27 protein-coding genes are annotated in these 26951 nt (G+C 64.4%); 18 read left to right on the top strand and 9 right to left on the bottom strand.

What is annotated here, in order from left to right; translation table 11 throughout:
* Nucleotide 1 precedes the first annotated feature (1 nt).
* The 4 genes from ACHFB9_RS13710 to ACHFB9_RS13695 are packed head-to-tail and all read left to right on the top strand — an operon-like array spanning nucleotide 2 to nucleotide 4241.
* Complete coding sequence (locus tag ACHFB9_RS13710; protein ID WP_417067865.1) at nucleotides 2–1537, top strand: murein hydrolase activator EnvC family protein; 1536 nt, start codon at nucleotides 2–4, stop codon at nucleotides 1535–1537.
* 35 nt (nucleotides 1538–1572) lie between these two features.
* Nucleotides 1573–2937, top strand: a complete 1365-nt coding sequence (locus ACHFB9_RS13705; protein WP_417067864.1) for a S41 family peptidase — start codon at nucleotides 1573–1575, stop codon at nucleotides 2935–2937.
* A gap of 32 nt (nucleotides 2938–2969) precedes the next feature.
* Nucleotides 2970–3434, top strand: coding sequence for a hypothetical protein (locus tag ACHFB9_RS13700; protein ID WP_417067862.1), 465 nt, complete (start codon nucleotides 2970–2972; stop codon nucleotides 3432–3434).
* Nucleotides 3435–3491: 57 nt separating this feature from the next.
* Nucleotides 3492–4241, top strand: coding sequence for a HesA/MoeB/ThiF family protein (locus tag ACHFB9_RS13695; protein WP_417067860.1), 750 nt, complete (start codon nucleotides 3492–3494; stop codon nucleotides 4239–4241).
* Here ACHFB9_RS13695 and ribD read toward each other — a convergent pair.
* The 4 genes from ribD to ACHFB9_RS13675 form a co-directional block, all read right to left on the bottom strand.
* Complete coding sequence (gene ribD, locus ACHFB9_RS13690) at nucleotides 4232–5338, bottom strand: bifunctional diaminohydroxyphosphoribosylaminopyrimidine deaminase/5-amino-6-(5-phosphoribosylamino)uracil reductase RibD (RefSeq protein WP_417067859.1); 1107 nt, start codon at nucleotides 5336–5338, stop codon at nucleotides 4232–4234. The genes ACHFB9_RS13695 and ribD overlap by 10 nt on opposite strands.
* A 5-nt stretch (nucleotides 5339–5343) precedes the next feature.
* A complete protein-coding gene (nrdR, locus tag ACHFB9_RS13685) occupies nucleotides 5344–5823 on the bottom strand; it encodes a transcriptional regulator NrdR (RefSeq protein ID WP_417067858.1) in 480 nt (159 codons plus the stop codon).
* Nucleotides 5824–5924: 101 nt separating this feature from the next.
* Nucleotides 5925–7172: a serine hydroxymethyltransferase gene (gene glyA / locus ACHFB9_RS13680; protein ID WP_417067856.1), complete on the bottom strand. Its 1248-nt coding sequence runs from the start codon at nucleotides 7170–7172 to the stop codon at nucleotides 5925–5927.
* Between the two features lie 74 nt (nucleotides 7173–7246).
* Nucleotides 7247–7882 (bottom strand): histidine phosphatase family protein, encoded by a 636-nt coding sequence (locus ACHFB9_RS13675; protein WP_417067854.1) that lies wholly within the window; start codon nucleotides 7880–7882, stop codon nucleotides 7247–7249.
* A gap of 99 nt (nucleotides 7883–7981) precedes the next feature.
* Between ACHFB9_RS13675 and ACHFB9_RS13670 the strand changes: the two genes are divergently transcribed.
* From ACHFB9_RS13670 to ACHFB9_RS13615, 12 genes are all read left to right on the top strand, one after another.
* Nucleotides 7982–8623: an AAA family ATPase gene (locus tag ACHFB9_RS13670; RefSeq protein ID WP_417067852.1), complete on the top strand. Its 642-nt coding sequence runs from the start codon at nucleotides 7982–7984 to the stop codon at nucleotides 8621–8623.
* Between the two features lie 115 nt (nucleotides 8624–8738).
* Nucleotides 8739–9143, top strand: coding sequence for an acyl-CoA thioesterase (locus ACHFB9_RS13665; RefSeq protein WP_417067850.1), 405 nt, complete (start codon nucleotides 8739–8741; stop codon nucleotides 9141–9143).
* 83 nt (nucleotides 9144–9226) lie between these two features.
* Nucleotides 9227–10639, top strand: coding sequence for an OmpP1/FadL family transporter (locus tag ACHFB9_RS13660; protein ID WP_417067849.1), 1413 nt, complete (start codon nucleotides 9227–9229; stop codon nucleotides 10637–10639).
* A 29-nt stretch (nucleotides 10640–10668) separates the two neighbouring features.
* Nucleotides 10669–12288: an NAD(P)-binding protein gene (locus ACHFB9_RS13655; RefSeq protein WP_417067848.1), complete on the top strand. Its 1620-nt coding sequence runs from the start codon at nucleotides 10669–10671 to the stop codon at nucleotides 12286–12288.
* Nucleotides 12289–12304: 16 nt separating this feature from the next.
* Nucleotides 12305–13171, top strand: a complete 867-nt coding sequence (locus tag ACHFB9_RS13650) for an SPOR domain-containing protein (protein ID WP_417067846.1) — start codon at nucleotides 12305–12307, stop codon at nucleotides 13169–13171.
* Between the two features lies 1 nt (nucleotide 13172).
* On the top strand, nucleotides 13173–13802 hold the full coding sequence (gene coaE / locus ACHFB9_RS13645) for a dephospho-CoA kinase (RefSeq protein ID WP_417067845.1): 630 nt from the start codon (nucleotides 13173–13175) through the stop codon (nucleotides 13800–13802).
* Between the two features lie 62 nt (nucleotides 13803–13864).
* Nucleotides 13865–14620: a cell division protein ZapD gene (gene zapD, locus ACHFB9_RS13640; RefSeq protein WP_417067844.1), complete on the top strand. Its 756-nt coding sequence runs from the start codon at nucleotides 13865–13867 to the stop codon at nucleotides 14618–14620.
* Between the two features lies 1 nt (nucleotide 14621).
* Nucleotides 14622–14822, top strand: coding sequence for a DNA gyrase inhibitor YacG (gene yacG, locus ACHFB9_RS13635; protein WP_417067842.1), 201 nt, complete (start codon nucleotides 14622–14624; stop codon nucleotides 14820–14822).
* A 34-nt stretch (nucleotides 14823–14856) separates the two neighbouring features.
* Nucleotides 14857–16968, top strand: coding sequence for an RHS repeat domain-containing protein (locus tag ACHFB9_RS13630; RefSeq protein ID WP_417071388.1), 2112 nt, complete (start codon nucleotides 14857–14859; stop codon nucleotides 16966–16968).
* A gap of 10 nt (nucleotides 16969–16978) precedes the next feature.
* On the top strand, nucleotides 16979–17557 hold the full coding sequence (locus ACHFB9_RS13625; protein ID WP_417067840.1) for an Imm42 family immunity protein: 579 nt from the start codon (nucleotides 16979–16981) through the stop codon (nucleotides 17555–17557).
* 190 nt (nucleotides 17558–17747) lie between these two features.
* Nucleotides 17748–18194: a hypothetical protein gene (locus tag ACHFB9_RS13620; protein ID WP_417067838.1), complete on the top strand. Its 447-nt coding sequence runs from the start codon at nucleotides 17748–17750 to the stop codon at nucleotides 18192–18194.
* Nucleotides 18187–18699: a hypothetical protein gene (locus ACHFB9_RS13615; protein WP_417067837.1), complete on the top strand. Its 513-nt coding sequence runs from the start codon at nucleotides 18187–18189 to the stop codon at nucleotides 18697–18699. Before ACHFB9_RS13620 ends, ACHFB9_RS13615 begins: the two co-directional genes overlap by 8 nt.
* Here ACHFB9_RS13615 and ACHFB9_RS13610 read toward each other — a convergent pair.
* Both ACHFB9_RS13610 and ACHFB9_RS13605 read right to left on the bottom strand, forming a co-directional pair.
* Nucleotides 18696–19631, bottom strand: a complete 936-nt coding sequence (locus tag ACHFB9_RS13610) for a Nudix family hydrolase (RefSeq protein ID WP_417067836.1) — start codon at nucleotides 19629–19631, stop codon at nucleotides 18696–18698. The genes ACHFB9_RS13615 and ACHFB9_RS13610 overlap by 4 nt on opposite strands.
* Before the next feature lie 201 nt (nucleotides 19632–19832).
* The gene (locus ACHFB9_RS13605) at nucleotides 19833–20705 is read right to left on the bottom strand and encodes an ATP-binding protein (protein WP_417067834.1); all 873 of its coding nucleotides are present in this window, start codon (nucleotides 20703–20705) and stop codon (nucleotides 19833–19835) included.
* Between the two features lie 54 nt (nucleotides 20706–20759).
* Here ACHFB9_RS13605 and ACHFB9_RS13600 point away from each other — a divergent pair, with 54 nt between their 5' ends.
* Nucleotides 20760–21980 (top strand): murein transglycosylase A, encoded by a 1221-nt coding sequence (locus tag ACHFB9_RS13600; RefSeq protein WP_417067832.1) that lies wholly within the window; start codon nucleotides 20760–20762, stop codon nucleotides 21978–21980.
* A gap of 167 nt (nucleotides 21981–22147) precedes the next feature.
* Nucleotides 22148–23350 carry an ammonium transporter gene (locus tag ACHFB9_RS13595; protein WP_417067831.1) on the top strand — a complete coding sequence of 401 codons (1203 nt, stop codon included), beginning with the start codon at nucleotides 22148–22150 and terminating at the stop codon, nucleotides 23348–23350.
* 601 nt (nucleotides 23351–23951) lie between these two features.
* On the opposite strand, the gene ACHFB9_RS13590 is transcribed toward ACHFB9_RS13595, so the two are convergent.
* The 3 genes from ACHFB9_RS13590 to ACHFB9_RS13580 are packed head-to-tail and all read right to left on the bottom strand — an operon-like array spanning nucleotide 23952 to nucleotide 26950.
* Complete coding sequence (locus ACHFB9_RS13590) at nucleotides 23952–24539, bottom strand: NAD(P)H-binding protein (RefSeq protein WP_417067829.1); 588 nt, start codon at nucleotides 24537–24539, stop codon at nucleotides 23952–23954.
* A 27-nt stretch (nucleotides 24540–24566) separates the two neighbouring features.
* Nucleotides 24567–26063 carry an alpha/beta hydrolase domain-containing protein gene (locus ACHFB9_RS13585; protein ID WP_417067828.1) on the bottom strand — a complete coding sequence of 499 codons (1497 nt, stop codon included), beginning with the start codon at nucleotides 26061–26063 and terminating at the stop codon, nucleotides 24567–24569.
* A 53-nt stretch (nucleotides 26064–26116) separates the two neighbouring features.
* Nucleotides 26117–26950 carry an SDR family oxidoreductase gene (locus tag ACHFB9_RS13580; protein WP_417067826.1) on the bottom strand — a complete coding sequence of 278 codons (834 nt, stop codon included), beginning with the start codon at nucleotides 26948–26950 and terminating at the stop codon, nucleotides 26117–26119.
* Nucleotide 26951 lies beyond the last annotated feature (1 nt).

The following is a 26951-nucleotide window of genomic DNA, read 5'->3' as shown; positions in this document are numbered from 1 at the left end:
TGTGAACGAAACGCTCCGCTCCGGGGCGAAGATCGCTGCGGCGCTCTTCGCCTTTTTCTTTATCGCCGCGCCGATCCAGGCCAAGGAGGCCCGTCAGGACAAGGCCGATGCCGCGCATGTGAAGAGCGAGCCCGTTCGCAAGAAAGCGGCTGCGCCGGGCAAGCGCGGCGCGAACGAGCGCAAAAATGCCGACCGCAGGAGCGCCGACTACGAGCGCAAACGCGCCGAGTACGAACGCAAAAGAGTTGAGTTCGAGCGCAGGAAGGCCGAACTTGCCCGCAAGAAGGCCGATCTCGACGATGTGCACCGCAAGATCGGCAATCTGCATCAGGAGATCGCCGAGTCCGAGGCGACCCGCAACGAAGTCGCCGATGCGCTGTCGGTCGTCGAGCGTGCGATCTCGGCTTCGCAGAAGCGCTTGCGCGAAATCTCGACCGAGCGCTCGGATACCGAGGCCGAGATTGCCGAGATGGAGAAGCGGCGCGATCTGCTCAGTCTTCAGCTCGTCTCGCAGCGCCGCGCGCTCGGCGACACTCTGTACCGCTATTACGTCTTCGGTCGCAAGGCCGGAGCTCGTCGCCTGCTGGGGGGGGACGACCTGAACCAGGTGGCCCGCGACGCCTACTATCTTGAGCGCATGGCAGAAGCGCGCCAGGCCGAAATCCAGCGCGCCCGGACGACGCTCGCTGAGCACGAGAAGCTGATCGCCGGGCTGCAGCAAAAGCACCAGAGGATGGAGGCGCTCGAGCGCGAACAGGCCTCCGAGCACGATCGCCTGCTCGTCGAGCAGGGCAAGCGCGCCAAGGTCCTCGCTTCGGTGCAGGGCAAGCTGCGCGTCCAGCGCAAGGAAGTCGCATCGCTGACGCAGGACGAGACCCGCCTGGGTCTGCTGATCGGCGGTCTCGCCCGCCTGCCGCCGCCCAAGCCTCCCGTTCCTCCTCCGGTGCCCAAACCCCAGCCTCCGGCCAAAGCTCAGCCCAAACCGGTGGCCCAACCCCCGTCGAAAGCGGTCGCTTCCCAGCCCGTCGCCCGGCCGCTGCCCACCAAGCCTGCCGTTCAGCCAGCGCGCCCGGCGAAGGAGGCGAGCGAGCCGGTCAGCGGTCATGCCAGCGAAGTGGCCGATGCCAGCGTCGGCGGCGAGGCTTTTGCCGCGCTCAAGGGCAAGCTCAAGTGGCCTGCGCGCGGCGAGCTGATCGGTCGCTTTGGCGCGGCGCGCGCCGAGGGGGGGAGCCAGTGGAAAGGCATCTTCATCCGCGCCACGGGCGGAGACGTCCATGCGGTCGCGGCCGGACGCGTTGTTTATGCCGATTGGTTGCGCGGATTCGGAAACCTGATCATCATTGATCACGGCAACGAATACATGACGGTCTATGGCAACAACGAGGCCTTGTTCAAGGCACCAGGTGCGCATGTGCGAGCCGGCGAAACGATTGCCAGCGTTGGCTCCAGCGGGGGCAGCGAGAATTCCGGTTTATACTTCGAAATACGTTATCGAGGTGCCCCCCAGGATCCCGCCAAATGGGTGGCGGGGCGCTGATTGTCGCCACTTTAGAGCTAGGAACGGACAGGGAAATGCGCGGCAAGCTGCAGCAGGCTGGGTTGGTCTTCGTGGGGCTTTGCGCCGGAGTCGCGCTGAGTCTGAATTTCTCGGCCAGCGCCAACAAGGACGCGACTTCACCGCTCCCGGTCGAGGAGCTGCGCAGCTTTGCCGAAGTGTTCAATGCGATCAAGCAAGGCTACGTCGAGCCGGTCGATGACAAGAAGCTGATCGATGGCGCGATCAGCGGCATGCTCTCGAGCCTCGATCCGCATTCGGCTTACCTTGATCCCGACGCCTACAAGGATTTGCAGGCCGGAACCCAGGGTGAGTTCGGTGGCCTGGGCATCGAAGTCGGCATCGAGGACGGCTTCATCAAGGTGATCTCACCGATCGAGGACACTCCGGCCTTCCGTGCCGGAATTCGCCCCGGCGATCTGATCATCAAGCTCGACGATACGGTCGTCAAAGGCCTGTCGCTGAACGATGCCGTCAAGAAGATGCGCGGCAAGCCCAAGACCAAGATCCGCCTGACGATCGCGCGCAAGGGCGAGAACAAGACGATGGAGCTGACGCTGACCCGCGAGATCATCCAGGTCCAGAGCGTCAAGGCGAAGATGATCGAGCCGGGAGTCGGCTATCTGCGGATCGCCCAGTTCCAGGAGAACACCGCGTCGGCTCTGACGCACGAACTCGGCAAGCTCGAAAAGCAGGGCATGAAGGCGATCATTCTCGATCTGCGTAACGATCCGGGTGGTCTGCTCCATGCGGCGGTCGGAGTTTCGGGCGCCTTCCTGCCGGCCAAGGCTCTGGTCGTCTCGACCGACGGTCGCACCGAGGATTCCCGGCACAAGTTCTATGCGTCGCCTGACGACTATCTGCGCGGCAATCGCGATGACTTTCTGAAGAGCCTGCCCGCCGACATCAAGACCATGCCTCTGGTCGTGCTGGTCAATGGCGCGAGCGCATCGGCTTCCGAGATCGTCGCCGGCGCGCTTCAGGACAACAAGCGCGGTGTCATCGTCGGAACCCAGACTTTCGGCAAGGGCTCGGTGCAGAGCATCCTCGCGCTGGGCGGTAACGCCGCGATCAAGCTGACGACCGCACGCTACTACACGCCGAGCGGCCGCTCGATCCAGGCCAAGGGCATCGCGCCCGACATCCTGGTCAATGACACGCCGTCCGGCAATTACGCGCTGATCCGCGAAGCCGACCTCGAAAATCACCTGAACGTTCCAGGCGCCGCGGCGAGCCGGCCGGCCATCAAGGCCGCGCCGCTGGCTCCCGAGGAAGGACCGGAAGCGATCGCTCCTTTTGAACTGGGTGGCAAGAACGACCATCAGCTGGCGCAGGCGCTCAACGTGCTCAAGGGAATGCAGATCGCCCAGAGAAACCGCTGAGTGCGCGCCGGCGCATCTTTGAGGAGGCCGGCATGCTGGAACGCGAGAAAACCTATCGGATGGCTGGGCGCAACCATCGCCCGCACGAACCCGACTGCGAGCCGCAGACGCTGCGCAAGCGGCATCTGCTGAAGTTTCAGCACGCGCCCGAAGGGCAGGTCGAGGCCGCGCGCGAGCGTCTGCTCGGCCAGTCCCATCTGGCGGTCGAGGCGAGCGGCCGGGACGGCTTGAGCCTGTGGATCAGCTACTCGATCGAGCGCACCTCCTTCGAGGAGATCTGCGAACAGCTCGCTGCGATGGGTTTTCTGCTCGACGATTCGCTGCACTTCCGGCTTCTGAGGGCTTTTTGGCGCTACAGCGAGGAGACCCAGCTGCACAACCTGCGCTCGCCCGAGCGACTGATCAAGCAGTCGAACGAAGTCTATGTCCAGGCCTGGGCCCACCACCCCCACGGCGACCACGACGACACGCCCGAGGATCTGCGCGAGTTCCGCTGAACGAGAGCGGTCTTTCATTTCGCCGGCGCGGTCTCCGCGCCGTTTTCATCGATACCCATGAACGATCAGCAACTGCTGCGCTATTCCCGTCACCTGCTGCTGCCCGAGATCGATATCGCGGGTCAGCAGGCCATCGCATCTTCTCGCGTTCTGGTCGTCGGTGCCGGAGGCCTCGGCTCTCCGGCTGCGCTCTACCTCGCCAGCGCCGGAGTCGGCACGCTGGTGCTGGCCGATGGCGATGCGGTAGAACTCTCCAATCTGCAGCGGCAGATCCTTCATGTCGATGAGCGGGTCGGCATGGCCAAAGTCGAATCGGCCCGCCTCGCGCTCGCTGCGATCAACCCGGAAATCCTGCTCAGGCCCATCGCCGCTCGGCTGGCCGGGGACGAGCTGGAGCGCGAAGTCGAAGACGCCGATCTGGTGCTCGACTGCTCGGACAATTTCGCGACCCGTTATGCGGTGAACCGCGCCTGCGTGCTGCACCGCAAGCCTCTGGTTTCGGGCGCGGCGATCCGCTTTGAGGGCCAGGTCAGTGTTTTCGATCTGCGGGATCCGGCGTCGGCCTGCTACCAGTGCCTTTTTCCGGAAGGTGAGGCGGTCGAGGAATTGCGCTGCGCGGTGACCGGAGTGTTCGCGCCGCTGACCGGAATCATCGGTGCGACGCAGGCGGCCGAGGCGCTGAAGCTGCTCGCCGGCTGCGGCGAGGTGCTCGCCGGTCGGCTCTTGCTGCTCGACGCGCTCGCGATGCGCTGGCGCGAGATGCGCTACCCGCGCGATCCCGGCTGTTTGGCCTGTGCTCAGGCCTGAGGGCGAAGGATCAGGCGGAGGTCTTCGCCGATGCGGCGGACTTCGTGGAAGGCGAAGCGGGGGATTTGTGCCATCGCCGTGAAGGCGGGCAGGCTGGCGAGTCCGCGCGAGGCATCGCCCATCAGGCAGGGCGCGACGTAGAGCACGATCTCGTCGGCGAGGCCTGATGCGATGACCGCTCCCGACAGCGTGGCTCCGGCTTCGACCATCAGCTCGTTGATGCCGCGCCGGCCCAGTTCATCGAGCAGCGCGGCGAGATCGAGCTTTCCGGCGGCGCGCGGCGTCGCGAGCAATTCCGCGCCTTCGCTGTGCAGTGCCGCGGCGACCGGACTCTGCAAGGCCTCGGTCGAGCAGGCGATCCAGCAGCCGCCTCCGGCGAGCACACGCGCGTCGGTCGGCGTGCGCAGATCGGTGTCGACGACGATGCGTCGTGGTTGAGGGACCGAACCGATGTCGCGCGCGGTGAGCTGAGGGTCGTCGGCGAGCACGGTGCCGATTCCGGTCAGCACCGCGCAGCTGCGCGCGCGCAGGCGGTGGACGTCGCGCCGCGCGGCCGCACCGGTGATCCACTGGCTCTCGCCGTTCGCCAGGGCCGTGCGGCCGTCAGCGGATGCGGCGATCTTGACCCTGACCCAGGGGCGACCGCGTTCCATCCGGCTCAGAAATCCGGCCAGCGACGCGCGCGCGGCGCTCTCCATCAGACCGGATTCGACGGCGATTCCGGCGTTCGCCAGGCGCGCGAGGCCCTGGCCGGCGACCAGAGGATTCGGGTCCGTCAGCGCCGCGACGACGCGTGTGACGCCGGAAGCGATCAGCGCGTCGGCGCAGGGCGGAGTGCGGCCGAAGTGCGAGCAGGGCTCCAGCGTCACATAGGCGGTCGCGCCGACGGTGCCGTGGCCGCGCTCGCGCGCATCGCGCAGAGCCTGGATTTCGGCGTGGTTGCTGCCGGCCTTCTGGGTCCAGCCCTCGCCGAGGATTTCGCCGCCGCGCACGATGACGCAGCCGACGTTGGGGTTGGGCGTCGACACGCCACGCGCGTTTTCGGCGAGCTGCAGCGCTCTGGCCATCATCGCGTGATCGAGGCTCGTGAAGGGCATTGGTTTCAGATCTGCGGTTCGCGACGGGGCGCGCGCGGAGGCTTGAGCTCACGGATCACTTCGGAGAACTCTTTCGCGTCTTCGAAGTTGCGATAGACCGAAGCGAAGCGGATATAGGCGACCTTGTCCAGGCGCCTGAGCTCCTGCATGACCAGAGCCCCGATCTGTTCGCTGGCGACTTCGCGTTCGCCCAGCGCGAGCAGCGTGCTCTCTATCCGGTCGAGCGCTTCGTCGACGCTCTCGGCGGTGACCGGCCTCTTGCGCAGCGCGAGCTTCATGCTGGCGAGGATCTTCTCGCGCTCGAATTCGCTGCGGCTGCCGTTCTTCTTGACGACCTGGGGCATCTTCAGCTCGATCCGCTCATAGGTTGTGAAGCGTTTGTCGCAGGAGAGGCAGCGGCGGCGGCGTCTGACGATATTGCCTTCGTCGTTTTCCCGGGTGTCGGTGACCTGGGTCGATGGGGTGCCGCAAAACGGGCATTTCATGGGCGTTCAGGCTCCGCTGGATACGACAGCGCCCCGGCGAAGCGGGGCGCAGCTGGCATGCGGTGTTTCACCGCATGCACTCCGGGTGGTCGAGCGTGGGCTCAGACACCATAGACCGGGAATTTCTTGCACAGCGCGGCGACCTCATTGCGCACGCGGGTCAGCACCGCCTCGTCGTTCGGTGCGTCGAGCACGTCGGCGATCAGGTGGGCGACGCGTTCGGCTTCGATCTCGGTGAAACCGCGGGTCGTCATCGCCGGTGAACCGATCCGGATGCCGCTGGTCACGAAAGGCTTTTCCGGATCGTTGGGGATCGAGTTCTTGTTGACGGTGATGTGCGCGCGCCCCAGAGCCGCTTCGGCTTCCTTGCCGGTGATCTTCTTCGCGCGCAGATCGAGCAGGAAGACGTGGCTTTCGGTGCGGCCGGAGATGATGCGCAGACCGCGCTCTTCAGCGAGAACACGGGCCAGAACCCGGGCGTTGTCGACGACCTGTTGCTGATAGACCTTGAACTCGGGCGAGAGCGCTTCCTTGAATGCGACGGCCTTGGCTGCGATCACGTGTTCGAGCGGGCCGCCTTGCAGGCCGGGGAAGATCGCCGAATTGATCGCCTTCTCGTGCTCAGCCTTCATCAAGATCACGCCGCCGCGCGGACCGCGCAGCGTCTTGTGCGTCGTCGAGGTGACGACATCGGCGTGAGGAACAGGGTTCGGGTAGACGCCCGCAGCGATCAGGCCGGCATAGTGGGCCATGTCGACCCAGAAGATCGCGCCGACCGCTTTCGCAACCTTTGCGAAGCGTTCGAAGTCGATGCGCAGCGAATAGGCCGAGGCGCCGGCGACGATGATCTTCGGCTTGTGCTCGTGCGCGAGCCGTTCCATCGCGTCGTAGTCGATCTCTTCCTTCGCGTTCAGGCCGTAGGCGACGACATTGAACCACTTGCCCGACAGGTTCAGCGGCATGCCGTGGGTCAGGTGACCGCCTTCGGCGAGGCTCATGCCCATGATCGTGTCGCCGGGTTTCGCGAAAGCCATCAGCACGGCCTGGTTGGCCTGCGAGCCGGAGTTCGGCTGAACGTTCGCGGCGTCGGCGCCGAAGATCTTCTTCAGGCGGTCGATCGCGATCTGTTCGACGACGTCGACGTGCTCGCAGCCACCGTAGTAGCGTTTGCCCGGATAGCCTTCGGCGTACTTGTTGGTCAGCTGGGAGCCCTGGGCTTCCATGACCGGGCGGCTGACGTAGTTTTCAGACGCGATCAGCTCGATGTGGTCTTCCTGGCGGCGATTCTCGGCTTCGATTGCGGCCCAGAGTTCGGCGTCGGCTTGTGCAAGGGTCTGCTTCGGGAACATGGTATTCGCTACGAGTGGGTTCAAAGTCGAATTCTATCATGCAGTTGCCGGCATTTTGGCGGGTGTTGCGCGCATCAGCCGGGCAGCTCGTCCTGCGAATTGTCGAGGTGCGCGCGCCCGTCCCAGGTCTCTATCCGCCACGAGCCCTGCTCACGGCGCATCCAGTTCACGGTCGCGTTGCCGATCGCGAAATTCCTCCTCTGCTCGAGCGGCAGATGCGAGGCGAGCCGGTGCGCCATGTCCAGCACTCCGCCATGGGTCACGACGAGCACATGACTGCCGGAATGGCGCGCAGCGATGGCTTCCAGCGCGGCGCGCACCCGCGCAAAGAAGATCGTCAGGCTCTCGCCTCCGCCCGGGAAGTCGGCATCGACATCGCGGGCGATGAAGCGCTCATAGGCTTCGGGGAATGCCTGGCGCGATTCCTCGTAGGTGCGGCCCTGGAAGTCGCCATAGTGGCGCTCGCGCAACAAAGGCTCGGTGGTGACCGCGAGGCCCAGCTCCTGCGCGCTCACGCTGGCGGTCTCCCTGGCTCGCGCGAGGTCGCTCGCATAGATCGCGGAAAAGCTCTGCCCGGTCAGACTCTTCGCCAGCGCTCTGGCCTGGGCCTGGCCCCGGGCGTTGAGCGCGATATCGATGTGCCCCTGCATCCTGCGGGCGAGGTTCCAGTCGGTTTCGCCGTGGCGAATCAGGCAGAGGTGGCAAGTCATCCGGTTCGATATCAAAAAAATAATCAATTTTATCAGGGCCTTGCCCGGGACGGGAGCGAGGCTTCGCGTTTATGCTGCGGGTCTGACGAGGAGGTGCGGATGCGGGTTCTGATGGTGGCCAATCCGAAAGGCGGAGTCGGCAAGACGACTTTGGCGATCAATCTGGCGGGCTGTCTCGCCAGCCGGGGGCGGGAAGACGGCTCGACCCGGGTCATGCTCGGCGATGTCGACCGCCAGCAGTCGGCGCGCGACTGGCTCGCGCTGCGTCCGCGCGAGCTGCCCCGGATCGCGAGCTGGGATCTCGATCCGGGCAAACCGGCGCGGCCTCCGAAAGGCACGACTCATGCGGTCATCGACACTCCGGCCGGGCTGCACGGCGACAAGCTCAAGGGGCTCCTGAAGCGCGCCGACGCGATCCTGGTTCCGCTTCAGGCGTCGGTCTTCGACATGCGTGCAACGCGTGCCTTTCTCGACGATCTGGCGGAACTCAAAGCGGCCCGCGGCACTCAGATCGCGCTGATCGGCATGAGAGTCGATCCGCGCACCCATTCGGCTGGCGACCTGCAGCGCTTTCTCGACAGTCTGGGCCTGCCAGTCCTGACCCATCTGCGCGATACGCAGAATTACGTCCAGCTCGCCGCGCACGGGATGACGCTGTTCGATGTCCCGGTGGCCCGGGTCGGCAAGGACAGACTGCAGTGGCAGCCCATCGAACGCTGGCTCAGTCTGATCGAGGCTTGAGCCGGGAGAAGTCTGCCTTGACAGATGCAGAAGGGCGGGGTGTTGGCGTAAGCTGCGCCCCCAATCCGCTCAGAACCGGACGGATTCTTTCATTAAATCAACGCTTCCGATCCGAATGGACGACGACTTCCTGCCCCATCTCTCCGAGAAACAGCCCGCGCTGCGCATCATCCCCTTGCCCAGGGATCTCAATGGCGCGGGGGATGTGTTCGGCGGTTGGATCATGGCCCACATCGACCTGGCGGGCTCGGTTCCCGCCGTGCGCCGCGCCCAGGGGCGAGTCGTGACCGTTGCGGTCAATTCGGTGATCTTCAAGCAGCCGGTCAGCGTCGGCGATCTGCTCAGCTTCTACGCTGATGTGGTCAAGGTCGGACGCACGTCGATCACGGTCGATGTCCACGTCTATGCCGAACGCGATCCGCACGCCCCGCGGACCGTCAAGGTGACCGAAGCCCAGCTGACCTATGTTGCCGTCAACACCGAAGGCGGCAAGCGCGAAGTCCCACCTGAATCCCGCTGAGAGCCCCCCCGGGCTGCAGCGCGGGAAGCGTACAAACCCGTAGCAACGGGTATGAAAAGCATATCGAGAGGAAAACTGACCCCATGAAGAAAACGCAAATCGCCCGTCTCGTCGCCGCGCTGCTCGGCTGCGCCGCGACCGGTTCGGCGTTCGCCAGCGCTTTCCAGCTCTACGAGCAGAACGCTTCCGGAATCGGCAATGCGTTCGCCGGTTCGGCCGCCGCGGCAGAGGACGCCAGCACCGCCTACTTCAATCCGGCTGCGATGGTCTTCATGGCGAATCCGCGTCAGGTCAGCCTCGGCGTCGATATCGTCAAGCCGACCGCGAATTTCGATAACCGGGGCAGCACGGCCGCGAACAACGCGTCGCTGGGCGGCAACGGTGGCGATGCCGGTCCGTATTCCTATGTGCCTGCCGGACACCTCGCCTATGCGCTGTCCAAGGATTTCTCGCTCGGCTTGAGCGTCGGTGCGCCTTTCGGTCTGAAGACCGAATATGAAAACGGCTGGGCTGGGCGCTATCAGGCCTTGCTGTCCGACCTGAAGACCGAGAACGTCAATCCGTCCTTCGCGTGGCGGATCAACGACAAGATCGCGGTCGGCGCCGGGCTCAACTATCAGCGCTTCACCGCCGAGCTGAGCCAGGCCGTAAACTTCGGCGCCGCAATGTGCGCGAATGCGAGCGTCGCGGCGCTCTGTTCGGCCGGGCTGCTCAGCAACCAGGACGGGGTCTCGTCGGTTTCGGGCAGCTCCAATGCCTGGGGCTGGAACGTCGGCATTGCGGCCCAGCTCTCCGAGACGACGCGAGTCGGCGTCAGCTATCGCTCGGCGATCAAACACAAGCTGACCGGAAGCGTCAGTTTCACCTATCCGGATGTCTCGCTGCCGTCCTCGGTGCCCAACGGCGCCGCGATCGCGAGCGGTCTGAACGCGGCGATCCGCGCCCAGGCGGCCAGCGGTCCGGTTTCGGTCGAAGTGAAGCTGCCCGAATCGTGGACGATTTCGGCCTTCCAGCAGCTCGATGAACGCTGGTCGCTGCTCGCCGATGCGTCCTGGACCGGCTGGTCCTCGCTGCGTTCGCTCGATATCTACCGCGACAGTGGCTCTCTGCTCTCGAGCTCCTACTACAACTGGAAGGACACCTGGCGGGTCGCGCTGGGCGGTGGTTATCAGTGGAATCAGGACCTGAAGCTGCGCGCCGGCCTCGGTTACGACCAGTCGCCGATTCGCGCCGCCTACCGGACACCGCGCCTGCCGGATACCGATCGCGTCTGGCTGTCCTTTGGCTTCAACTACAAGCTCACGCCGCACGTCTCGGTCGATACCGGCTACACGCACATCTTCATGAAGAACACCGACATCGCCGAGAACGGTTACCACGCCGACTACAACCCGGGGGGTATCAACACGACCAATGCGGCGTCCCGCGGCACTCTGGTCGGGCAGTACTCGGGCTCGGTGGATATGCTCGGCGTGCAGTTCAACTACCTGTTCTGATTTTTCTGCCGCCCGGGCGCGCATAGGCCATGGACAGACGTCAGTTCCTCGGCGCTTGCGCGCTCGCTCCGCTCGCCGGTTGCGCCAGGCCGCCGGCGAGTCTGCCGCCCGGCGCTTTCCTGGGGCCTGATCCGCTTGTCGGTCACCGTCTGCGGGACGCAGCGCGCAAGCCCGAGGGGGCGAGCGAGCGCGTCGGCGTGCTGATCGTCGGGGCCGGAATCGGCGGTCTGTCCGCGGCCTGGTGGCTCAGACGTGGCGGTTTCGACGATTTTCTCGTCGCCGAGTTGCAGCCCGAGCCGGGCGGCAACTCGCGTTCCGGCGCGAATGCGATCTCGGCTTTTCCGCTCGCTGCCCATTACCTGCCTCTGCCAACGCTCGAATCGCGGACGCTGCGGCTTCTGCTCGCCGATCTGGGCGCGCTGCGCGGCGACCCTTTCGCGGCAAAGCCCGTCTTCGACGAAGCGCTGCTCTGCGCCGCGCCCCAGGAGCGGCTCTTCCTGAACGGGCTCTGGCAGGAGGGGCTGGTTCCCGAAGCCGGACTCAGCGCCCGCGAACGCGAGCAGATCCACCGCTTCTTCGCGAAGGTCGGGCAGATGCGCGGGATCAGGGCGGCGCGCAAGCCTTTCGCGCTGCCGATGGCGCTTTCGTCCAGCGAGGCCGATCTCGTCGCACTCGACCGTCTGAGCTTTCGCGAATGGTTGCTCCGCGAAGGTTTCGACTGCGAGGCGTTGCTCTGGCATGCCGACTATGCCTGCCGCGATGACTATGGCACCTCGGCGGACCGGGTCTCGGCCTGGGCCGGACTGCACTACTTTGCCTGTCGCGACGGCGAGGCCGAGGGCGCCTCGCTCGATACCGTGCTGACCTCGCCCGGAGGCAATGGCTGGATCGCGCGGGGTCTGGCGGATCCTCTGGCGGAGCGGCTTCGCTGCGCCACCGCGGTGACCCGGCTGCAGCGCACCCGCACCGGCTGGGAGGCCTGGCTCGCTCCGGCTTCGGGCGGCGTGGCGCGGCGCGTCGAGGCGCGCGCGGTGATCTGGGCGTCGCCGCTTTTTCTTGCCGCCCATCTGATCCAGGGCCTGCCCGATCCGGCCCTGAACTACGCGCGCAGCGTTGAATACGCGCCATGGCTGCTGGCCCAGCTCTCGATGAAGTCCAGCCCCGAAGAGGCGGGCGGCGTCGAGTTGGCCTGGGACAACGTGCTCTATCGCAGCGCGTCGCTCGGCTATGTCGTCGCAAACCACCAGCGCTTCGCGCTGCGTGCCGCTCCCAGCGTCTGGACCTGGTATCACGCGTTCGCCAGCGAGCCGGCGAGCATGGCGCGGATGAAGATGCTGATGCTGCCGCGCGAGCACTGGATCGGAATGATCGCCGACGATCTCGCGCCGGTCTATCCGGATCTGCTTCGCCACGTCGAGCGCATCGATCTGGTCCGCCATGGACATGCGATGGCCCGACCCGTTCCGGGTTTCCTGACTTCGGCTGGCCGGCACTGGTTCGCGGCCGGCTTGCCCGATCTGCAGTTCGCCCATGCCGACGTGTCGGGTTTTTCGCTGTGCGAGGAAGCGCATTCGCGCGGCGTCTGCGCCGCCGAGCGCGTGCTGGCCCGCCTCGCCGGGCGACGGGCTGACTCCGCGGTGCTGATCTGAGGGATAATCGGCGACCATGAAAGTACTGCGCGCCCTTTTCTATCTCCTCCTGCTGGCCAATCTGGTCTTGGTCTTTGTGTCCCTGGGGGGCTTCTCGCGCGCTCCGGGCGGCGAGCCCGAGCGTCTGTCCAGTCAGCTCCACCCCGAACAGATCCGCATCCTGGCTCAGTCTTCCCCGGAAGACTCGTCCGCGGAGCCCGCTCCTGCCGAGTCCGCGAGCGACTCCGCGCCGGCGCAAGCCGATGTAGCGAACGATTCGGGCGAGAGCGCCGAAGCCAAGAAGGCCGAGGCTAAAAAGGCCGCGGAGGCCCAGAAGAGCGAAGAGGCCAGAAAAGCGGAGGAGGCGAAGAAGGCAGCCGAACTCAAGAAAGAGGAAGAGCAGAAGAAGCTCGCCGAAAACCGTAAGGCTGAGGAAGCGAAAAAGCTCGCTGCGGCGCCTGCGTGTGCGAGCTGGGCCGGGCTGAGCCGGGCCCAGGCCGACGAGATCGTCCAGCGGGCACGCAGCGCCGGCCTGAAGAGCCTGCTCTCCAACGCGGGGACTCCGTCCGCCTGGTGGGTTCACCTGCCGGCGCAGAGCGATCGCGCGGGAGCCGAGCGCAAAGCGGCCGAACTGCGCAGCCTGGGCGTGACCGATTTCTTCATCGTCAACGACGCGGGTCCGAATCAGAACGCGATCTCGCTGGGGCTGTACAAGAACGAGGATTCGGCAAAGCGGATGCTCGAACAGCTCAAGGCTTCGGGGGTGCAGACGGCGCGAATTTCGACCCGCGAAGCTTCCCAGATCAAGGTCGAAGTGAGCGGGGCGGGCAATTCGCTGAGCGCCTTTACCAGCCAGAGCCGCTTTCCGGGCACGCACACAAGCTGCACGCCCGCGAAGCGCTGACATGTTCACGGTGGGCCTGACCGGCGGAATCGGCTGTGGAAAGAGCGTCGTTGCCGACGAGTTCGAGGCTCTGGGCGCCGTCATCGTCGATGCGGACCGGATTTCCCATGAGCTGACCGGGCCGGGCGGTGCCGCGATCGAGGCGATCGCCGCGCAGTTCGGCGCCGGAATGCTTACCAGGGACGGCGCGCTCGATCGGCGCGCGATGCGCGAGCGGGTGTTTGCGGAGTCGGCGGCCCGCCGCGATCTCGAAGCGATCCTCCACCCGCTGATCCGCCACGAATGCGCGGCGCGGCTCGCGGCGGCACATGGCCCTTATGCGCTGCTGGTCGTGCCGCTGCTGATCGAAACCGGACACTATCGGAGCCTGTGCGACCGGATTGCGGTCGTCGACTGTCCCGAATCGGTTCAGATCGAGCGGGTCATCGCGCGCAACGGTCTCTCCGAGGCGGCGGTGCGCGCGGTGATCGCGGCCCAGGCCAGCCGCGCGGCGAGGTTGGCCGCGGCCAACGACGTGATAGAAAATGGCGGCAGCCTTGCTACCCTGAAGCAACAGTTGCCCCCGCTCGATGCGCTTTATCGGCGCCTTGCCGGTACACAGGTCGGTACAGGCGCGCGTTCCCTGTTATGATTTGAAGCTGTTTTCGGATTTCGCATTTTAACTTTCTCGAACCCGGCACCGGATTGCGCGCAGTGATCACTTACGAATATCCGCTGAATGAGCGCATTCGCACGCTGCTGCGGCTGGAAGACCTGTTCGGAAAAGCCTCGCACTTCATCAATGCCGACGGCGCTTACGAGCACCACGTCGCGCTGATCACGCTGTTCGAAATCCTCGAAGTGGCTGGCCGGGCCGACCTGAAAGTCGATCTGGTCCAGGAACTCGAGCGTCAGCGGCAGATCCTGCTCTCCTTCCGCGAAAACCCCGACATCTCCGAAGAAGCTCTGTCCGGAGCGCTCTACGAGATCGAACAGGCGAGCTCGGATCTGCTCGCGATGGCTGGAAAGGTCGGCCAGTATGTGCGCGAGAACGAATGGCTGATGAACATCCGCAGCCGCGCCAATATTCCTGGCGGCGTCTGCGAGTTCGATCTGCCTTCCTATCACTACTGGCGTCACCGCCCGCTCGCAGAACGCCAGCGCGAGCTGACCGGCTGGCTCGCTCCGATGGCGCCGATCCGCGAAGGTCTGACCATCGTGCTGAGGCTGTTGCGCGCGAGCGGACGCACCGAGAGCCTGACCGCGCTGCGCGGTCAGTACCAGATGATGATGGGAGGGCGCTCGGCGCAGATGCTGCGCGTGCGTGTCGCTGACGAGGTCGCGTCGGTCCCCGAGATCAGCGCGAACAAGTACGCGCTGAACGTGCGTTTTGTCGGCGCCGAGAGCGTTGCCCGGCCGCGGCAGACTGCCGCCGACATCGCCTTTGAACTGGCTTTCTGCAACCTCTGATATGAGCCGAACCGTCAAATGCCCGACCTGCGGCAAACCGGTCGAATGGACGCCTGAGAGCCGCTATCGTCCGTTCTGCAGCGAGCGCTGCAAGTTGATCGATCTGGGCGCCTGGGCGTCCGAAACCTACCGGGTTCCCTGCGACTCACCGGATCCCGGCGAGGACGGTGAAACGCCCGATCCCGCTTCCCGGCGCAACTAGATCCACAGGCTGCTGGGCGCTGCCGCATCGGTGCGTGCAAGCATTCGATCAGGGGGGGGGCTGGATTCACTACGACGTGGACCCGCTTGGGCAGGTCTGGCGCCAGGTCACGCCGCGGCAGCGCGCGGCGGGTACGGCCACCCTGCAGAGTTTCGATGCGCTGGGGCGCCTGACCGACCGCTACGAGCCGGATCTGGAAAGCCATTGGGTGTTCGACACCGCGGCGAAGGGCGTGGGTCGCCTGGCTGAATCCTATACGGGGCCCGCGAGTGCGAAGGATTACCGCCAGCTCAGCGCCTATGACGCGTATGGTCGCCCGGCCAGTACGACGACCTGGCTCGACACGAGCTATGTCGCAACGAACGAATACGACGCCTGGGGGCGGCTGTCGGCGACGAGCGAGCAGCGGGGAAGCGATGCGGCCAAGCGTTACATCCGCCATTACAACGGCACCGGCTATCTCGAGAGCATCGAGCGCAACGGTATCAGCCTGTGGCGGGTGAGTGGCCAGGATGCGGCGAACCGCGTCACCCAGTCCCTGCTCGGCAGCGGCCTGACCGATAGCCGCATCTTCAGTGCAACGACGGGACGTCTGGGCTCAGCGGCGCTGACCACTGCCGACGGCACGGCCCGCCTGCAGGAGGCTTACCAGTACGACGTGCTGGGCAACGTGAGCTCCCGCTCCCAGTACTGGGATGCGGGCGGTTTTGCCGAGACCTTCGGCTACGACGCGCTGAACCGCCTCGTGAGCGCTCAGGTGGCGGGGCAGGCCGAGCAGGTCTTCGCCTTCGATGCGATTGGCAACCTGACCAGCAAGACAGGGGTCGGCAACGGCGGCTACACCTATCCGACGCCGGGAAGCGGCGCCGTGGGTCCGCACGCGGTCAGCAGCATCGCCGGAGTGGGATCGTTCAGCTACGACGCGGACGGCAACCTGATCTCGGGCGGCGGGCGCACGTTGAGCTGGACCAGCGCGAACTATCCGAGGCGGATCACCAAGGGCGACAGCTGGATCGAGTTTGCCTACGGGCCCGAGCACCAGCGGAGTAAGCAGACGAAGAGCGACGGCACGATCGTCTATTACGCCGGGGCGATGGAAGTCGAGAACCGCTCCGGTGCGCTGACGGTCAAGACCTACTGGCCCTCCGGGCTGGGCGTCGAAATCGACCGGCCGGGCGCCGCAACGCAGCTCAACTGGACGCACACGGACAGGCTCGGTTCGGTTGTCGCGCTATCGGCCGAGGATGGCACGCTGCGCGAGAAGCTCGCCTACGACGCCTGGGGCAAGCGGCGCGCGCTGGACGGATCCGCGACGCCGGACAGCCTGGACGGAGTCACCGACGATCGCGGCTTCACCGGGCACGAGATGCTCGACAGCGTCGATCTGGTGCACATGAATGGCCGGGTCTATGATCCGCTGACGGCCCGTTTCGTGAGCGCCGACCCCTACATCCAGTCGCCGGAGGACAGTCAGAGTTACAACCGCTATAGCTACGTCTGGAACAACCCGACGAACCTGACCGATCCGACGGGGTTTGAATCTGAGGGTGAAATCGAAAAAGTAGAGGTTGTTGGGAGGCGCGGTGGGAATGCCTCAAATGTTGCGCAAACCATAGGGGCGGGAATGGCGGCCGCGGCCCTTGTTGGGCGCGTTCTGGTGACGCCGGCAGGTAGAACGGCGCTTACTGTTCTGCAATGGGGATGCAAAACGCCGATCTCCTGCGCTGTTGTTGGTTTGGGGGTTGGAGCCTTTATCGGTTACGAGGTTTACCTGATTGCCAGCGCGAGCCAGCAGGCGGATGGGGAAGAAAAGAAGAGCGGGGACGGGGAGGCGCTAAAGGGTGCGGACAGTGGAGCTGGCTCTAGTGCATCCCCTCCACCTGATGACGATAAAACAAAGCGAGTAACCAATCCAAAACATCACCCTAATTCAATTAGTCCTGAGCCGGAAAATGCTGAGGAGCTGTTTCAGAATTCCATCAAAGATAAAAATGGAGTTCGATGGGTAAAGGATGCTGACGGAACTATTCATCGCTTCTCAAAGTCAAGTAATGGTGAGTTACACTGGAATGGTTCTACTGGAGGCGTTGATCCTATTAAAGAACAGAATGTTCCGGTTGAAATTCGACGCGCTTTTGGTAAGTAGGATGCTTGTGATGATATTCGGTAATTGTTCAAAATTTGCTGTTGAGTTTCAGCTCGCTGAGGTGTATGAGAAAAATAGCCAACGTGGGCTTGGGTGTTTTCTAATTTACGTTAATGGAAGGGTTTACGGGGTCAATGCGCCTGATGCGACACTGCTTGCCTGCTCATATGACGGTGTTGCTAACCGGATTTCAAATCGTGGCAGGCATGTTGTTCCATTTGTTCGCGAAAGAGATCCCAAAGATATTGTCTTTGCTTATCTCGCCTCTCGATTTGATGTTGGTGTTTCGAGGAGATGTTTTTGTGGACTATCTGCTTCTGAGTTCGAGGAGTTTCTAACTGCGCGTGGAATTGTCTGGGCTCCTGATGGAGATCAGGCATTCGATGACGGGAGTCATGTACTGCAATTTGATGATGGTAATCAAGTTCGTCTTATCGCATTTCTCAATGACGGGGGCTTGGATGATATTTCAAAAACGATATCGGATGTCTGGATGCCGTCGGACGAGTTTTATGGGATATTGAGTTCGTGGAAGTTGGCGTTTGATCGTGAGAGGGATGGCACGCTTATAAAGCGAATGCGACCTTGATTCTGTATGCCCTCCGTGGAAATCCGAGGTCTTGCGTTCGATCATATTTAGTTGAATCTGCCTGATTCGTTCTCGGAGTTGCTAAGCGAGCTTTGATTTTTTACGAATAGAGAGATGAAGTTGCTTCTGAGTGCTTGGTATGGATAGTCGATGTTTGATCGGGTGGTTCCGCAGTCGCTGTGGCTTGGGCTTGCCCCTGCTCCTCGCGGCGTCGGTTCTGCTCGCCGGTTTTGTCCTGAGCGCGTCTTCGCCGGCTCCGGTGCTTCCGTCCGCTGCGCCGCCTCGTTTGAACGTCAAAGTCTCGAACGAGGATCGTCCTCGGCCGCGCATCGCGTCCGGACCGAGCTTGGCCGTCTGGCTCAATATCCAGGCGGCACGGATGCATCTGCCGATCGACGAGATCACCTATGACAGCCAGGACGAACCCGGTCTCGCCCTGCGCCAGGAGCATGCGAGCTTCGATATCGGCGCGAGTTATCCGGTGCTGCGCCGCTTCGTCGAAACTTTGTCCCGCGAACGCCCGGATGCGGCGATCGAGAGCGTCGATTGTTCCCGGGATGATCTCTCCAGCCGCGAGTTGCTGTGCACCTTGAAGATATCGAGCTGGCGTAGGGCCACGTCGGGGGCCCATGACTAGGCGTTGGGCGATCCTGCTGAGCCTGCTGGCGGCGACCGTGTTCGCGATCTGGCTACCGGTCGAGGGCGCAAAGCCCGACGATGAGCTGGTCACGCCCGCGCTTCGTTCGGCTCACTCGCGCACCCGGGTTTTGCCCAAGACCGCTTCGTCGGAGCCTGCCGGCTCCGCGCACCTGCGTCTCTGGCCTGCGAGCAAGAGCGATCCCTTCCTCGCCACGAGCTGGGCACCTCCCCCGAAGCGTCTTCCGCCTCCTCCTCCGCCCCCTCCGAAGCCGGTGCCGGTCGTCCAGGCGCCCGAGGAGCCGAGCTTCCCGTTCCGCTTTGTCGGGCGTCTGCGCGATGAGACCGGGGCGACCCAGGTCTATCTGGCCCGGGGTGAAGGCGCGATCGTCGCGCACGAGGGCGAGCGCTTCGACCCGCAATATCAGCTGACTGGGGGGATTTCCTGCCTCTCAGAACTTCTCCGGGTGAGCACCCGAAACAAGCTATTGAACCTCTACAGCTAGATCCACAGGCTGCGGATCGCGGCGATGCCGTGCGCGCCGGCTTCGCGCGCGGTCGTGAGCGCGTCGGGACTGACTCCGCCGATCGCCAGAACCGGCATCGGCAGATCCGCAATCCACTCCGAGAAACGCTTCCAGCCCAGCGCCGGGGCGCCGGGGTGGCTGGCGGTCTCGCAGACCGGGCCGAGCAGCGCGTAATCGAGACCCAGGGCTGCGGCCCGTTCGAGTTCGGTGCGGCTGTGGCAGGATGCTCCGACCCAGGCGAAGTTGGGCCGCTCGTCGATGATCGCAAGCCTGACCGACGCCAGATGCAGCCCGTCCGCATCGATCTGCTTCGCGAACGAGGCTTCGCCATTGACCAGGGCAAGAGCGCCGACGGCGCGGCAGCGGGTGACGACCTGGCGGGCGAACTCGAGGCGGATCTCGGGCTCCAGCCAGCCTTCGCGGATCTGCACGAGGCGCAGACCTTTCGCGAGCGCCTTGTCGAGTGCGGCGAGCTGGGCGTCGACGCCCAGTTCGGTCGCATTGCTGACGCCCATCACATGGGGCAGGCGCAGTGCCTTGAGCACCGGGGCGTTGGCCGGAAGCATGGGCCCGACCGAAGTCGAATCGACCTTCTGCCAGACGAGGGAAGTGTGTACCTTCGCCTCGATCTCGCCTTCCCAATCGGTGACGAAAAAGAAGTGCAGGCGCACGTTCGCGTGCTCATAGACGTGGTCGCGGGTGATCCAGGGCCAGGCGCTGCGCACCGTGATGCCCAGCTCTTCGTGCAGCTCGCGGATCAGCGCCTCGCGTACCGTCTCGTCCTTCTCGACCTTTCCTCCCGGGAACTCCCAGTAACCGGGATAGAAGGTGTCGGGCGCGCGCTGCCCGAGCAGAAAGCTGCCGTCGGGGCGGGTGATGACTGCGGCTGCGACATTGACCTGCTTTTTCATGTTTCGATCTTGCCTCGTGAGCGAGGGCGGGATTGTGCCCTCTTCCGCGGCAGGACTCCATGCCCCGGGACAAAATGGCACGCGGGGCCGGATCCGTCTCTTGACAACGCGTTTCAGGCAGTATGAGGGAGAGGCAGGGAAATATTCGCCACGGACTTCACGGACGGCATCGCTTGGCGAGCCGCCTTTCTCTCGGGGCGCTCAGTCGACGGCGCGACCGGCGAAGTCGCGCGCGAACTGCCACGCGACGCGGCCGCTGCGCGAACCGCGCAGCAAGGCCCACTGCAGCGCATCGGTGCGGGTCTGCTCCTCTTCGACGCGCTCGGGCGGGACGCCGAAGCTCGTCAGCCAGTGCCGGACGATCGCGAGGTATTCGTCCTGACTGAAGGGGTAGAACGAGATCCACAGCCCGAAGCGCTCGGACAACGACACCTTCTCTTCGACCGCTTCGCCGGGGTGGATTTCATCGCCGACGCGCGAGGCCTGCAGGTTCTCGGCGTGATACTCGGGCATCAGGTGGCGGCGGTTGCTGGTCGCGTAGACGAGCAGGTTGTCCGGTGCGTTGGCGAGGCTGCCGTCGAGCACGCTTTTGAGCGCCTTGTAGCCCGACTCGCTGTCCTCGAAGGAGAGGTCGTCGCAGAACACGATGAAGCGCTCGGGTCTCCCCGAGACCGCATCGACGATCTCGGGGAGGTGGAGCAGGTCGGCCTTGTCGACTTCGATGATGCGCAGGCCCTGATCCGCGTAGCGGTCGAGCATCGCCTTGACCAGCGAGCTCTTGCCGGTGCCGCGGGCGCCCGAGAGCAGCACGTTGTTGGCGCGCGCGCCGTGGACGAACTGGCGGGTGTTCGCATCGATCCGGGCCTTCTGGCCTTCGATGTCCTGCAGGTCTTCGACGTGGATGCGGTGCGGCGTATGGACGGGTTCCAGCCAGCCGCGGCCCTGGCGGGTGCGCCAGCGGTGGGCGATCGCGCTCCAGTCCGGTTCGGGCAGCGGTGGGGGGAGGGCGGCTTCGAGGCGCGCGAGCACGGCTTCGGCGCGTGCGAGCAGACTTTCCAGCGTGGCGGGGTTCATGTTCGGAGACCGGTATACTCGGGGGGTAAACGAAACCAGTGAGTGTAGCCCCGCATGACTTGGAACCCCAGATCGCTCGCCCTGATCCTCGCTGCTCTCGGCTCTCTGGCCGGCTGTGCAACGCTGGTCCCGGAAAAGGCGCCCGAGTGCGCCGCCTGCCCCGTGTGCCCGGCAGTCAAGCCGGAGACGCCTTCCGCGCCCCCCGCCGAGCCTATGGTGCTCGCGAACTGGGCCGAGCTCCCGGGCTGGAGCGACGATGACGCCGGCCAGGCCTGGGGCGCGCTGATCGCTTCGTGCTCCCGGCTGAAGCAGCCCGAGTGGCGGCCGGTCTGCGATGCGATCCAGGCTCTGGGCCAGCGCCCCTCGGCCAGCGCCGCGCGTGCCCTGCTCGAAGAGCGGCTGCAGCCGTGGCGGATCCAGAATGCCGACGGCACGAAGGAGGGCTTGATCACCGGCTATTACGAGCCGCTGATCCGCGGCAGCCGCACGCGCACGGGCCGCTATGCGACGCCGGTCCTGGGCGTCCCCGACGATCTCCTGACGATAGATCTGGGCAGCCTCTATCCGGAGCTCAAGCACATGAGGCTGCGCGGCCGGCTGGTCGGGAACCGGGTCGTCCCCTACGATTCGCGCGCGAGCATCGACGAGAAGGGGGCGGCTGGCACTCTTCCGGCCAAGGTTCTGCTGTGGGCCGAGGATCCGATCGACTTCTTCTTCCTGCAGGTTCAGGGTTCGGGGCAGGTGCAGCTCGCCGATGGCGGACGGATCCGGATCGCCTATGCGGACCAGAACGGCCACCCCTATCTGTCGATCGGCCGCTGGCTGGTCGCGAAGGGGGAACTCAAAGCCGAGCAGGCCGGCATGGATGGCATCCGCGCCTGGGCGCGCGCGAACCCGCAGCGCCTCTCGGAGATGCTCGATGCCAATCCGAGCTATGTGTTCTTCAAGGAGGCGCCGAACAACGGCGAAGGCCCGCACGGCGCGCTGGGCGTCCCGCTGACCGCGCAGCGCTCGATCGCGGTCGATGTGCGCACGGTGCCGCTCGGCGCTCCGGTCTTCCTGGCGACGACTTACCCGCGCTCGGAGACGCCGCTGCGCCGTCTCGTCCTGGCTCAGGACACCGGAGGCGCGATCAAGGGGCGGGTCAGGGCGGACTTCTTCTGGGGCTTCGGAGCCGAGCCGGGTGCGAAGGCCGGGAACATGCGCCAGAAAGGTGCATTGTGGGTGCTTTGGCCGCGCGATCACCGCCCGCCGACGGCTGCCTCTGCGGGCTGAGCGGAAGCTGAGCATGAATTTGGTGCGCTGCATCGAAGTGCGCACCGAAGCGGGGCGGTTTCTGTGATTTTTGGGGCGTCGATTTTCTCAAGTCCTTGATTTTCAATGGGGCACTGAGCTGGTGCGCTTGTTGCTTATTGGTGCGCTTCCCTGCTTAGGAGCCCCAGATGCAGTCAATCAAGTCCTCCGGCGATGTGCTGTTCGTGCTGCTCGGCGCGATCATGGTGCTTGCGATGCACGCCGGATTCGCGTTTCTCGAACTCGGCACCGTCCGCAAGAAGAACCAGGTCAATGCGCTGGTCAAGATCCTGGCCGACTTCGCGGTCTCGACGATCGCCTATTTCTTCATCGGCTACGGCGTCGCCTACGGCGTGCATTTCTTCACCGGCGCCGACACCTTCGTCCAGCAGAACGGCCTCGCGCTGGTCAAGTTCTTCTTCCTCTTGACCTTCGCGGCCGCGATTCCGGCGATCATCTCGGGCGGCATCGCCGAACGGGCGCGCTTCTCGCCCCAGCTTGCCGCGACCTTCGCGATCGTCGGCCTCATCTATCCGTTCTTTGAAGGCATCGCCTGGCATGGCAACTTTGGCTTGCAGGCCTGGCTGAAGGGCGTGTTCTCGGTCGAGTTCCACGATTTCGCCGGCAGCGTCGTCGTCCATGCGATGGGCGGCTGGATCGCGCTCGCCGCGGTGCTGCTGCTCGGTGCCCGTCGCGGCCGCTACCAGAAGAACGGCGCGATTTCGGCCCACCCGCCTTCGAGCATCCCCTTCCTCGCCCTGGGGGCCTGGATATTGACGGTCGGCTGGTTCGGCTTCAACGTGATGAGCGCGCAGTCGCTGGACAAGATCTCCGGCCTCGTCGCGGTCAATTCGCTGATGGCTCTGGTCGGTGGCACGCTCGCGGCGCTGGCCTTGGGACGCAATGACCCTGGCTTCGTCCACAACGGTCCGCTCGCCGGCCTCGTCGCGGTCTGCGCCGGCTCCGACGTGATGCACCCGCTCGGTGCCTTGGTCGTCGGCCTCGTCGCGGGCGCGCTCTTCGTCTCGATGTTCACGCTGACCCAGAACCGCTGGAAGATCGACGACGTGCTCGGCGTCTGGCCCCTGCACGGCCTGTGCGGCGCCTGGGGCGGCATCGCTTGCGGCATCTTCGGCTCCCGCGCGATGGGCGGCCTGGGCGGAGTAAGCCTGGGCGCCCAGCTGATCGGTACCGCAGCGGCGATCGTGGTCGCGCTGATCGGCGGCAGTGTGGTCTATGGCCTGCTGCGCGCGACGGTCGGCATCCGCCTCGACGCTGAAGAGGAATACGCCGGCGCCGACATCACCATCCACAACATCTCGGCGACCCCGGAGCGCGAATCGCCGTGGTGAGCGGTTGAGCGCAGCGCACGCGCCGGAGCAAGCGGCGCGTGCGGACGGAACCCACCAAGAGCCCACGCATGCCGTGGGCTTTTTTGTGGGCGGTCAAGGTGTGAGGCTCACTAATAGACACAAGCCTTCTCGGCCCGTAAGCTGTAATGCAGCTAGTGGATGCGCTCGCGTAGTTGATCGGGCTCTTTCGTTGCGATCAGTGGAGGCAAGGGGGCGGCTTGTTTTATGGATTATTGGTGCCGTGCAAAGGGAACGGGATGTGCACGCAGCCTTGATTGACGGCCTGCTTCCAACAGTTTTCCTCTGCAAGGTGTACAACAGCATTCAGCCAGAATGATGCGCAACAATACGGTTTTGGAAAGCCTCTTTATTAATGAGCGACTGGTCTATTTGTCATGTGTCGTGGCTGGGGCTATATGCGGAAGATTGCTTGCCTGGCGTAAAGGGCGCCACTTCTAGCATGGTGTTCGGTGCTGCTCCCTTCGGTCGCAGGGAGCAGCACGATAGAACCGCGCCGCGCCAGTAAGCTTTACGCTGGGCGGCTTCTTTTCATTGCCTAATAGACCGTAACGAATAGCGAGCTGGCACTGAAAGATTGCTTCTATCTGGCTTTGCTGACGCCGAGGCTCTGGCGAATCTCCATGTTCGGGATTAGTGCGAGCTTTACGATCAGGTCCGACAGGCTGTTGAGCGATACATCGTGCCCGCGGAAAGCCTCGTCCCGGTGCGAGAGCTGGTAATTGACCGCCTTGTCGCGGGTGAACCAGCCCGGCCGCAGGATCGTGTAGTCCAGGTCGGATGCTTCGATCAGCGCAGCGGAATCCCGGTAAGGATCGAGCACGCTCTGGTATCGCTCTCCAGGCACTTCACCGTAAATGCCCATTGAACTGATGAAGATCAGGCGACGGACGCCAACGGATTTCATGGCCGCGATGATGCTGCGCGCCTGCGCCGCCATGTCTCCGGCAAGATTGGCATAAACAACGTCCTGCCCCTGCAGCGCAGCTTGCAGCGCGGCTCGATCCAGGACGTCGCCTTCGATGATGGAAACGCGTGCCGGGTCGGGGTTGGTGAGGCGCTTGGCGCGACGCAAGTAGAGCGTGAGCGCAACGTCTTCACGTTCGAGCAGGAAGGGGATGGTATTGCGCGCGAGTTGCCCGTTTGCGCCGAGAATCAGAATGCGGGTCATGACCGTCCTTTCAATGGTTCGGGGTCGTCAGTTCGTGCACGAGAAATCCAGCGCCTGTGCTGCGTCGACCGTCTGTTTCGCTTCTTCGGGCAAGAGCACGCCGTCTCTCACGTTGGTGCTGACGATGGCCTTCACCCGTGATAGGTAGGCGGCATGGCTGCCGTATCGTTCGCACAGTTGCGCCGGCGTGAAGTCGACGTGGTTGCCGGACGGGCCGCAGAACCACGGACCGCTGCCGATACCCGCGTTGCTTGCCATCGGCGCATCCTGCGCGGCGGTACGAATACCGCCGAGGATCTGGCCGTTGGCGTCGCGTACATACTTGTTTTGCTCATCGACCACGAATCGGGGGGCGCTGGCAGGCGCAGGCCCGTCGGCAATCCAGCCGTTCAGGGCGTGCAAGGCCGCCTTCATGACATCGCCATTCGGTACGCGGCTGTAAATGCTGTCCGGCGAGCACGGGCCCTTGCTGCGAGTGATCTCAGAAAGGCTGAGAGCCCGGCCGTTCGCATCCCGAAATGCCGCATCGCGCTTGATGAAGGGATCGACGTAATGCTCGATTTCGTCGAGCGAGAAGTGCGACGCGCCGTTGATCTCCCACCAGCGTTGATGATCCGTATCCACCTGAGGTGCATAGCCCATCAAAGCCGTGAAAATCTCGGTGCCGATCGCGATCGTTTTTGCCTTGACGTCCGTGCGCAAGCTGCCGCTACGGTCATAGAACAGGAAGCCGTCGTACACCTGATGCAGAGGCTGGATGCTGTTGTAGTAGGTGGAGACCTTCAGTGTCGATTGCGACTCGGCGGCCGCAATCAGTCGTTTGGCGTGCAGGCCGCCCAGCAGTCCGGACGATTTGCGCTTCGCCTGCTTGCCGACTTGCGAGAAGATGTCCCAGGCCAGCACATCTCCGCCTACGGCCATGATCTTGGGATCGGCTGGGTCGATCTCCTTGCCATTGGTCGGGTCGATATTGGACGCAGCTACGCTGAGGGTGCGATAGCGCGCCGGATTCCATTTTTTCATCGCCTCGACACCATTTCGCTGGGTGCTTACGCCAATCCAGGCATAACCTTCGCGCAGCAGCAGCTCCCGCGTAGCGCCGAACACGAAGTCGATATCCTGGTTCAGCGAAACATTGAGCCACTCGACCACGACGGTGCCGTTGAAACGGGCCGGATCGATCGGCCGGCGGACCAGCACACGGGTGAGGTAAGGATGTCCGGAGTCGATTAACTGCGCATCGCGCAGGGTGTCGGCGATGCGATAGCGCTTGGCCTTGCCGTGGACGAAGTATTCCTCCTCGACATAGCCACTGGCTTGCAGGGAGATCGGCGTTGCACTCATGGCTGTGCCGGTTGCGGGGGCCAGCCTAGCCGTCGGGAGCGCAAGCTTCATGCTCGTCGCGGCATTGGCCGTTGCGACAGTGCTGGTGAAGGCCAGCGCAAGCAGCGTCTGGCCCAGGATGCGTGCGGCGAAGCCGCCGCCCGGTGCGCAGGGTGAAAATGTTCGATGCAAGTTTTTCATTCTTTATTTTTTAAATTCATCGCGGCGACCGCGAGCCGCCGCGATGGATTGGGTCAAGCCGGGGTCGCAAGCGCTCCGGTCTTCATCGAAGCGATGACGCCACCGTCGATCAGCAGATCGCTGCCGGTGATGAACGCGGCATCCGGACCGAGCAGGAAGGACGCGGCAATGGCGATCTCATCGGGGGGCGCCATGCGCTTGGCGGGCGAAGCGTCAATCATGGCGCGGTACATGCCGCCAATCTCGGAGTTGAGTTCGTGCAGCGCCAGCGGGGTGACGACGATGCCCGGGCTGATCGAGTTGACGCGCGCACCGCGCTCGCCCCAACTGATCGCGGAAGCCTGAACGCGCAGGTGGTTGGCACGCTTGGCGATCATGTAGGCGACCACGGTGTTCGGGATCACGTCTGCCTGCAGGAAGGGCAGGGCCAGCAGTTCCTCGGTGGGGGTGTGAAGCAGCGCCTGATCCTGCTCGGGCGGAAGGGCCGGCATCATGTGCCCGGCCATGCTGGAGATGATCAGTCCAGAGCCTCCCGGGGCGATGACCTGGCCGAACTCGTCGAACACCACCGCCGTGCCGTAGAGGTCAACTTTCAGCACGTCTTCGATCGGCGCCATATTGGGGGACAGACCGGCGGTGTTGATCACCTGCATCACGCTGCCGAGCGCCGCAGCCTTTGCCGCCAGCGCCTTGACCGACTCTCGCGAGCTCACGTCGACCGGCTGTGTCTCGACCGCATAGCCGGCGTCTCGCATCGATTGCGCGGCGCTGGCCAGCGTGGTCTCGTTGAAATCCGCCAGTAGCACGGTGCGGCCGAAGCCCTGCCGACGCGCGATCGCGACACCGATACCGCCGGCGCCAATGATGACGATGACTTCCTTGTTCATG

The sequence above is a fragment of the Niveibacterium terrae genome (assembly GCF_048213115.1).
In the GTDB taxonomy this organism is placed as follows: Bacteria; Pseudomonadota; Gammaproteobacteria; order Burkholderiales; family Rhodocyclaceae; genus Niveibacterium; species Niveibacterium terrae.
This window is presented reverse-complemented; position numbering and strand designations above follow the sequence as displayed.

Coding starts and splice junctions, on each gene's coding strand:
- ACHFB9_RS13705 (WP_417067864.1), top strand. CDS start 1,573: ATGCGCGGCAAGCTGCAGCAGGCTGGGTTGGTCTTCGTGGGGCTTTGC.
- ACHFB9_RS13700 (WP_417067862.1), top strand. CDS start 2,970: ATGCTGGAACGCGAGAAAACCTATCGGATGGCTGGGCGCAACCATCGC.
- ACHFB9_RS13695 (WP_417067860.1), top strand. CDS start 3,492: ATGAACGATCAGCAACTGCTGCGCTATTCCCGTCACCTGCTGCTGCCC.
- ribD (WP_417067859.1), bottom strand. CDS start 5,338: ATGCCCTTCACGAGCCTCGATCACGCGATGATGGCCAGAGCGCTGCAG.
- nrdR (WP_417067858.1), bottom strand. CDS start 5,823: ATGAAATGCCCGTTTTGCGGCACCCCATCGACCCAGGTCACCGACACC.
- glyA (WP_417067856.1), bottom strand. CDS start 7,172: ATGTTCCCGAAGCAGACCCTTGCACAAGCCGACGCCGAACTCTGGGCC.
- ACHFB9_RS13675 (WP_417067854.1), bottom strand. CDS start 7,882: ATGACTTGCCACCTCTGCCTGATTCGCCACGGCGAAACCGACTGGAAC.
- ACHFB9_RS13670 (WP_417067852.1), top strand. CDS start 7,982: ATGCGGGTTCTGATGGTGGCCAATCCGAAAGGCGGAGTCGGCAAGACG.
- ACHFB9_RS13665 (WP_417067850.1), top strand. CDS start 8,739: ATGGACGACGACTTCCTGCCCCATCTCTCCGAGAAACAGCCCGCGCTG.
- ACHFB9_RS13660 (WP_417067849.1), top strand. CDS start 9,227: ATGAAGAAAACGCAAATCGCCCGTCTCGTCGCCGCGCTGCTCGGCTGC.
- ACHFB9_RS13655 (WP_417067848.1), top strand. CDS start 10,669: ATGGACAGACGTCAGTTCCTCGGCGCTTGCGCGCTCGCTCCGCTCGCC.
- ACHFB9_RS13650 (WP_417067846.1), top strand. CDS start 12,305: ATGAAAGTACTGCGCGCCCTTTTCTATCTCCTCCTGCTGGCCAATCTG.
- coaE (WP_417067845.1), top strand. CDS start 13,173: ATGTTCACGGTGGGCCTGACCGGCGGAATCGGCTGTGGAAAGAGCGTC.
- yacG (WP_417067842.1), top strand. CDS start 14,622: ATGAGCCGAACCGTCAAATGCCCGACCTGCGGCAAACCGGTCGAATGG.
- ACHFB9_RS13625 (WP_417067840.1), top strand. CDS start 16,979: ATGATATTCGGTAATTGTTCAAAATTTGCTGTTGAGTTTCAGCTCGCT.
- ACHFB9_RS13615 (WP_417067837.1), top strand. CDS start 18,187: ATGACTAGGCGTTGGGCGATCCTGCTGAGCCTGCTGGCGGCGACCGTG.
- ACHFB9_RS13610 (WP_417067836.1), bottom strand. CDS start 19,631: ATGAAAAAGCAGGTCAATGTCGCAGCCGCAGTCATCACCCGCCCCGAC.
- ACHFB9_RS13605 (WP_417067834.1), bottom strand. CDS start 20,705: ATGAACCCCGCCACGCTGGAAAGTCTGCTCGCACGCGCCGAAGCCGTG.
- ACHFB9_RS13600 (WP_417067832.1), top strand. CDS start 20,760: ATGACTTGGAACCCCAGATCGCTCGCCCTGATCCTCGCTGCTCTCGGC.
- ACHFB9_RS13595 (WP_417067831.1), top strand. CDS start 22,148: ATGCAGTCAATCAAGTCCTCCGGCGATGTGCTGTTCGTGCTGCTCGGC.
- ACHFB9_RS13590 (WP_417067829.1), bottom strand. CDS start 24,539: ATGACCCGCATTCTGATTCTCGGCGCAAACGGGCAACTCGCGCGCAAT.
- ACHFB9_RS13585 (WP_417067828.1), bottom strand. CDS start 26,063: ATGAAAAACTTGCATCGAACATTTTCACCCTGCGCACCGGGCGGCGGC.
- ACHFB9_RS13580 (WP_417067826.1), bottom strand. CDS start 26,950: ATGAACAAGGAAGTCATCGTCATCATTGGCGCCGGCGGTATCGGTGTC.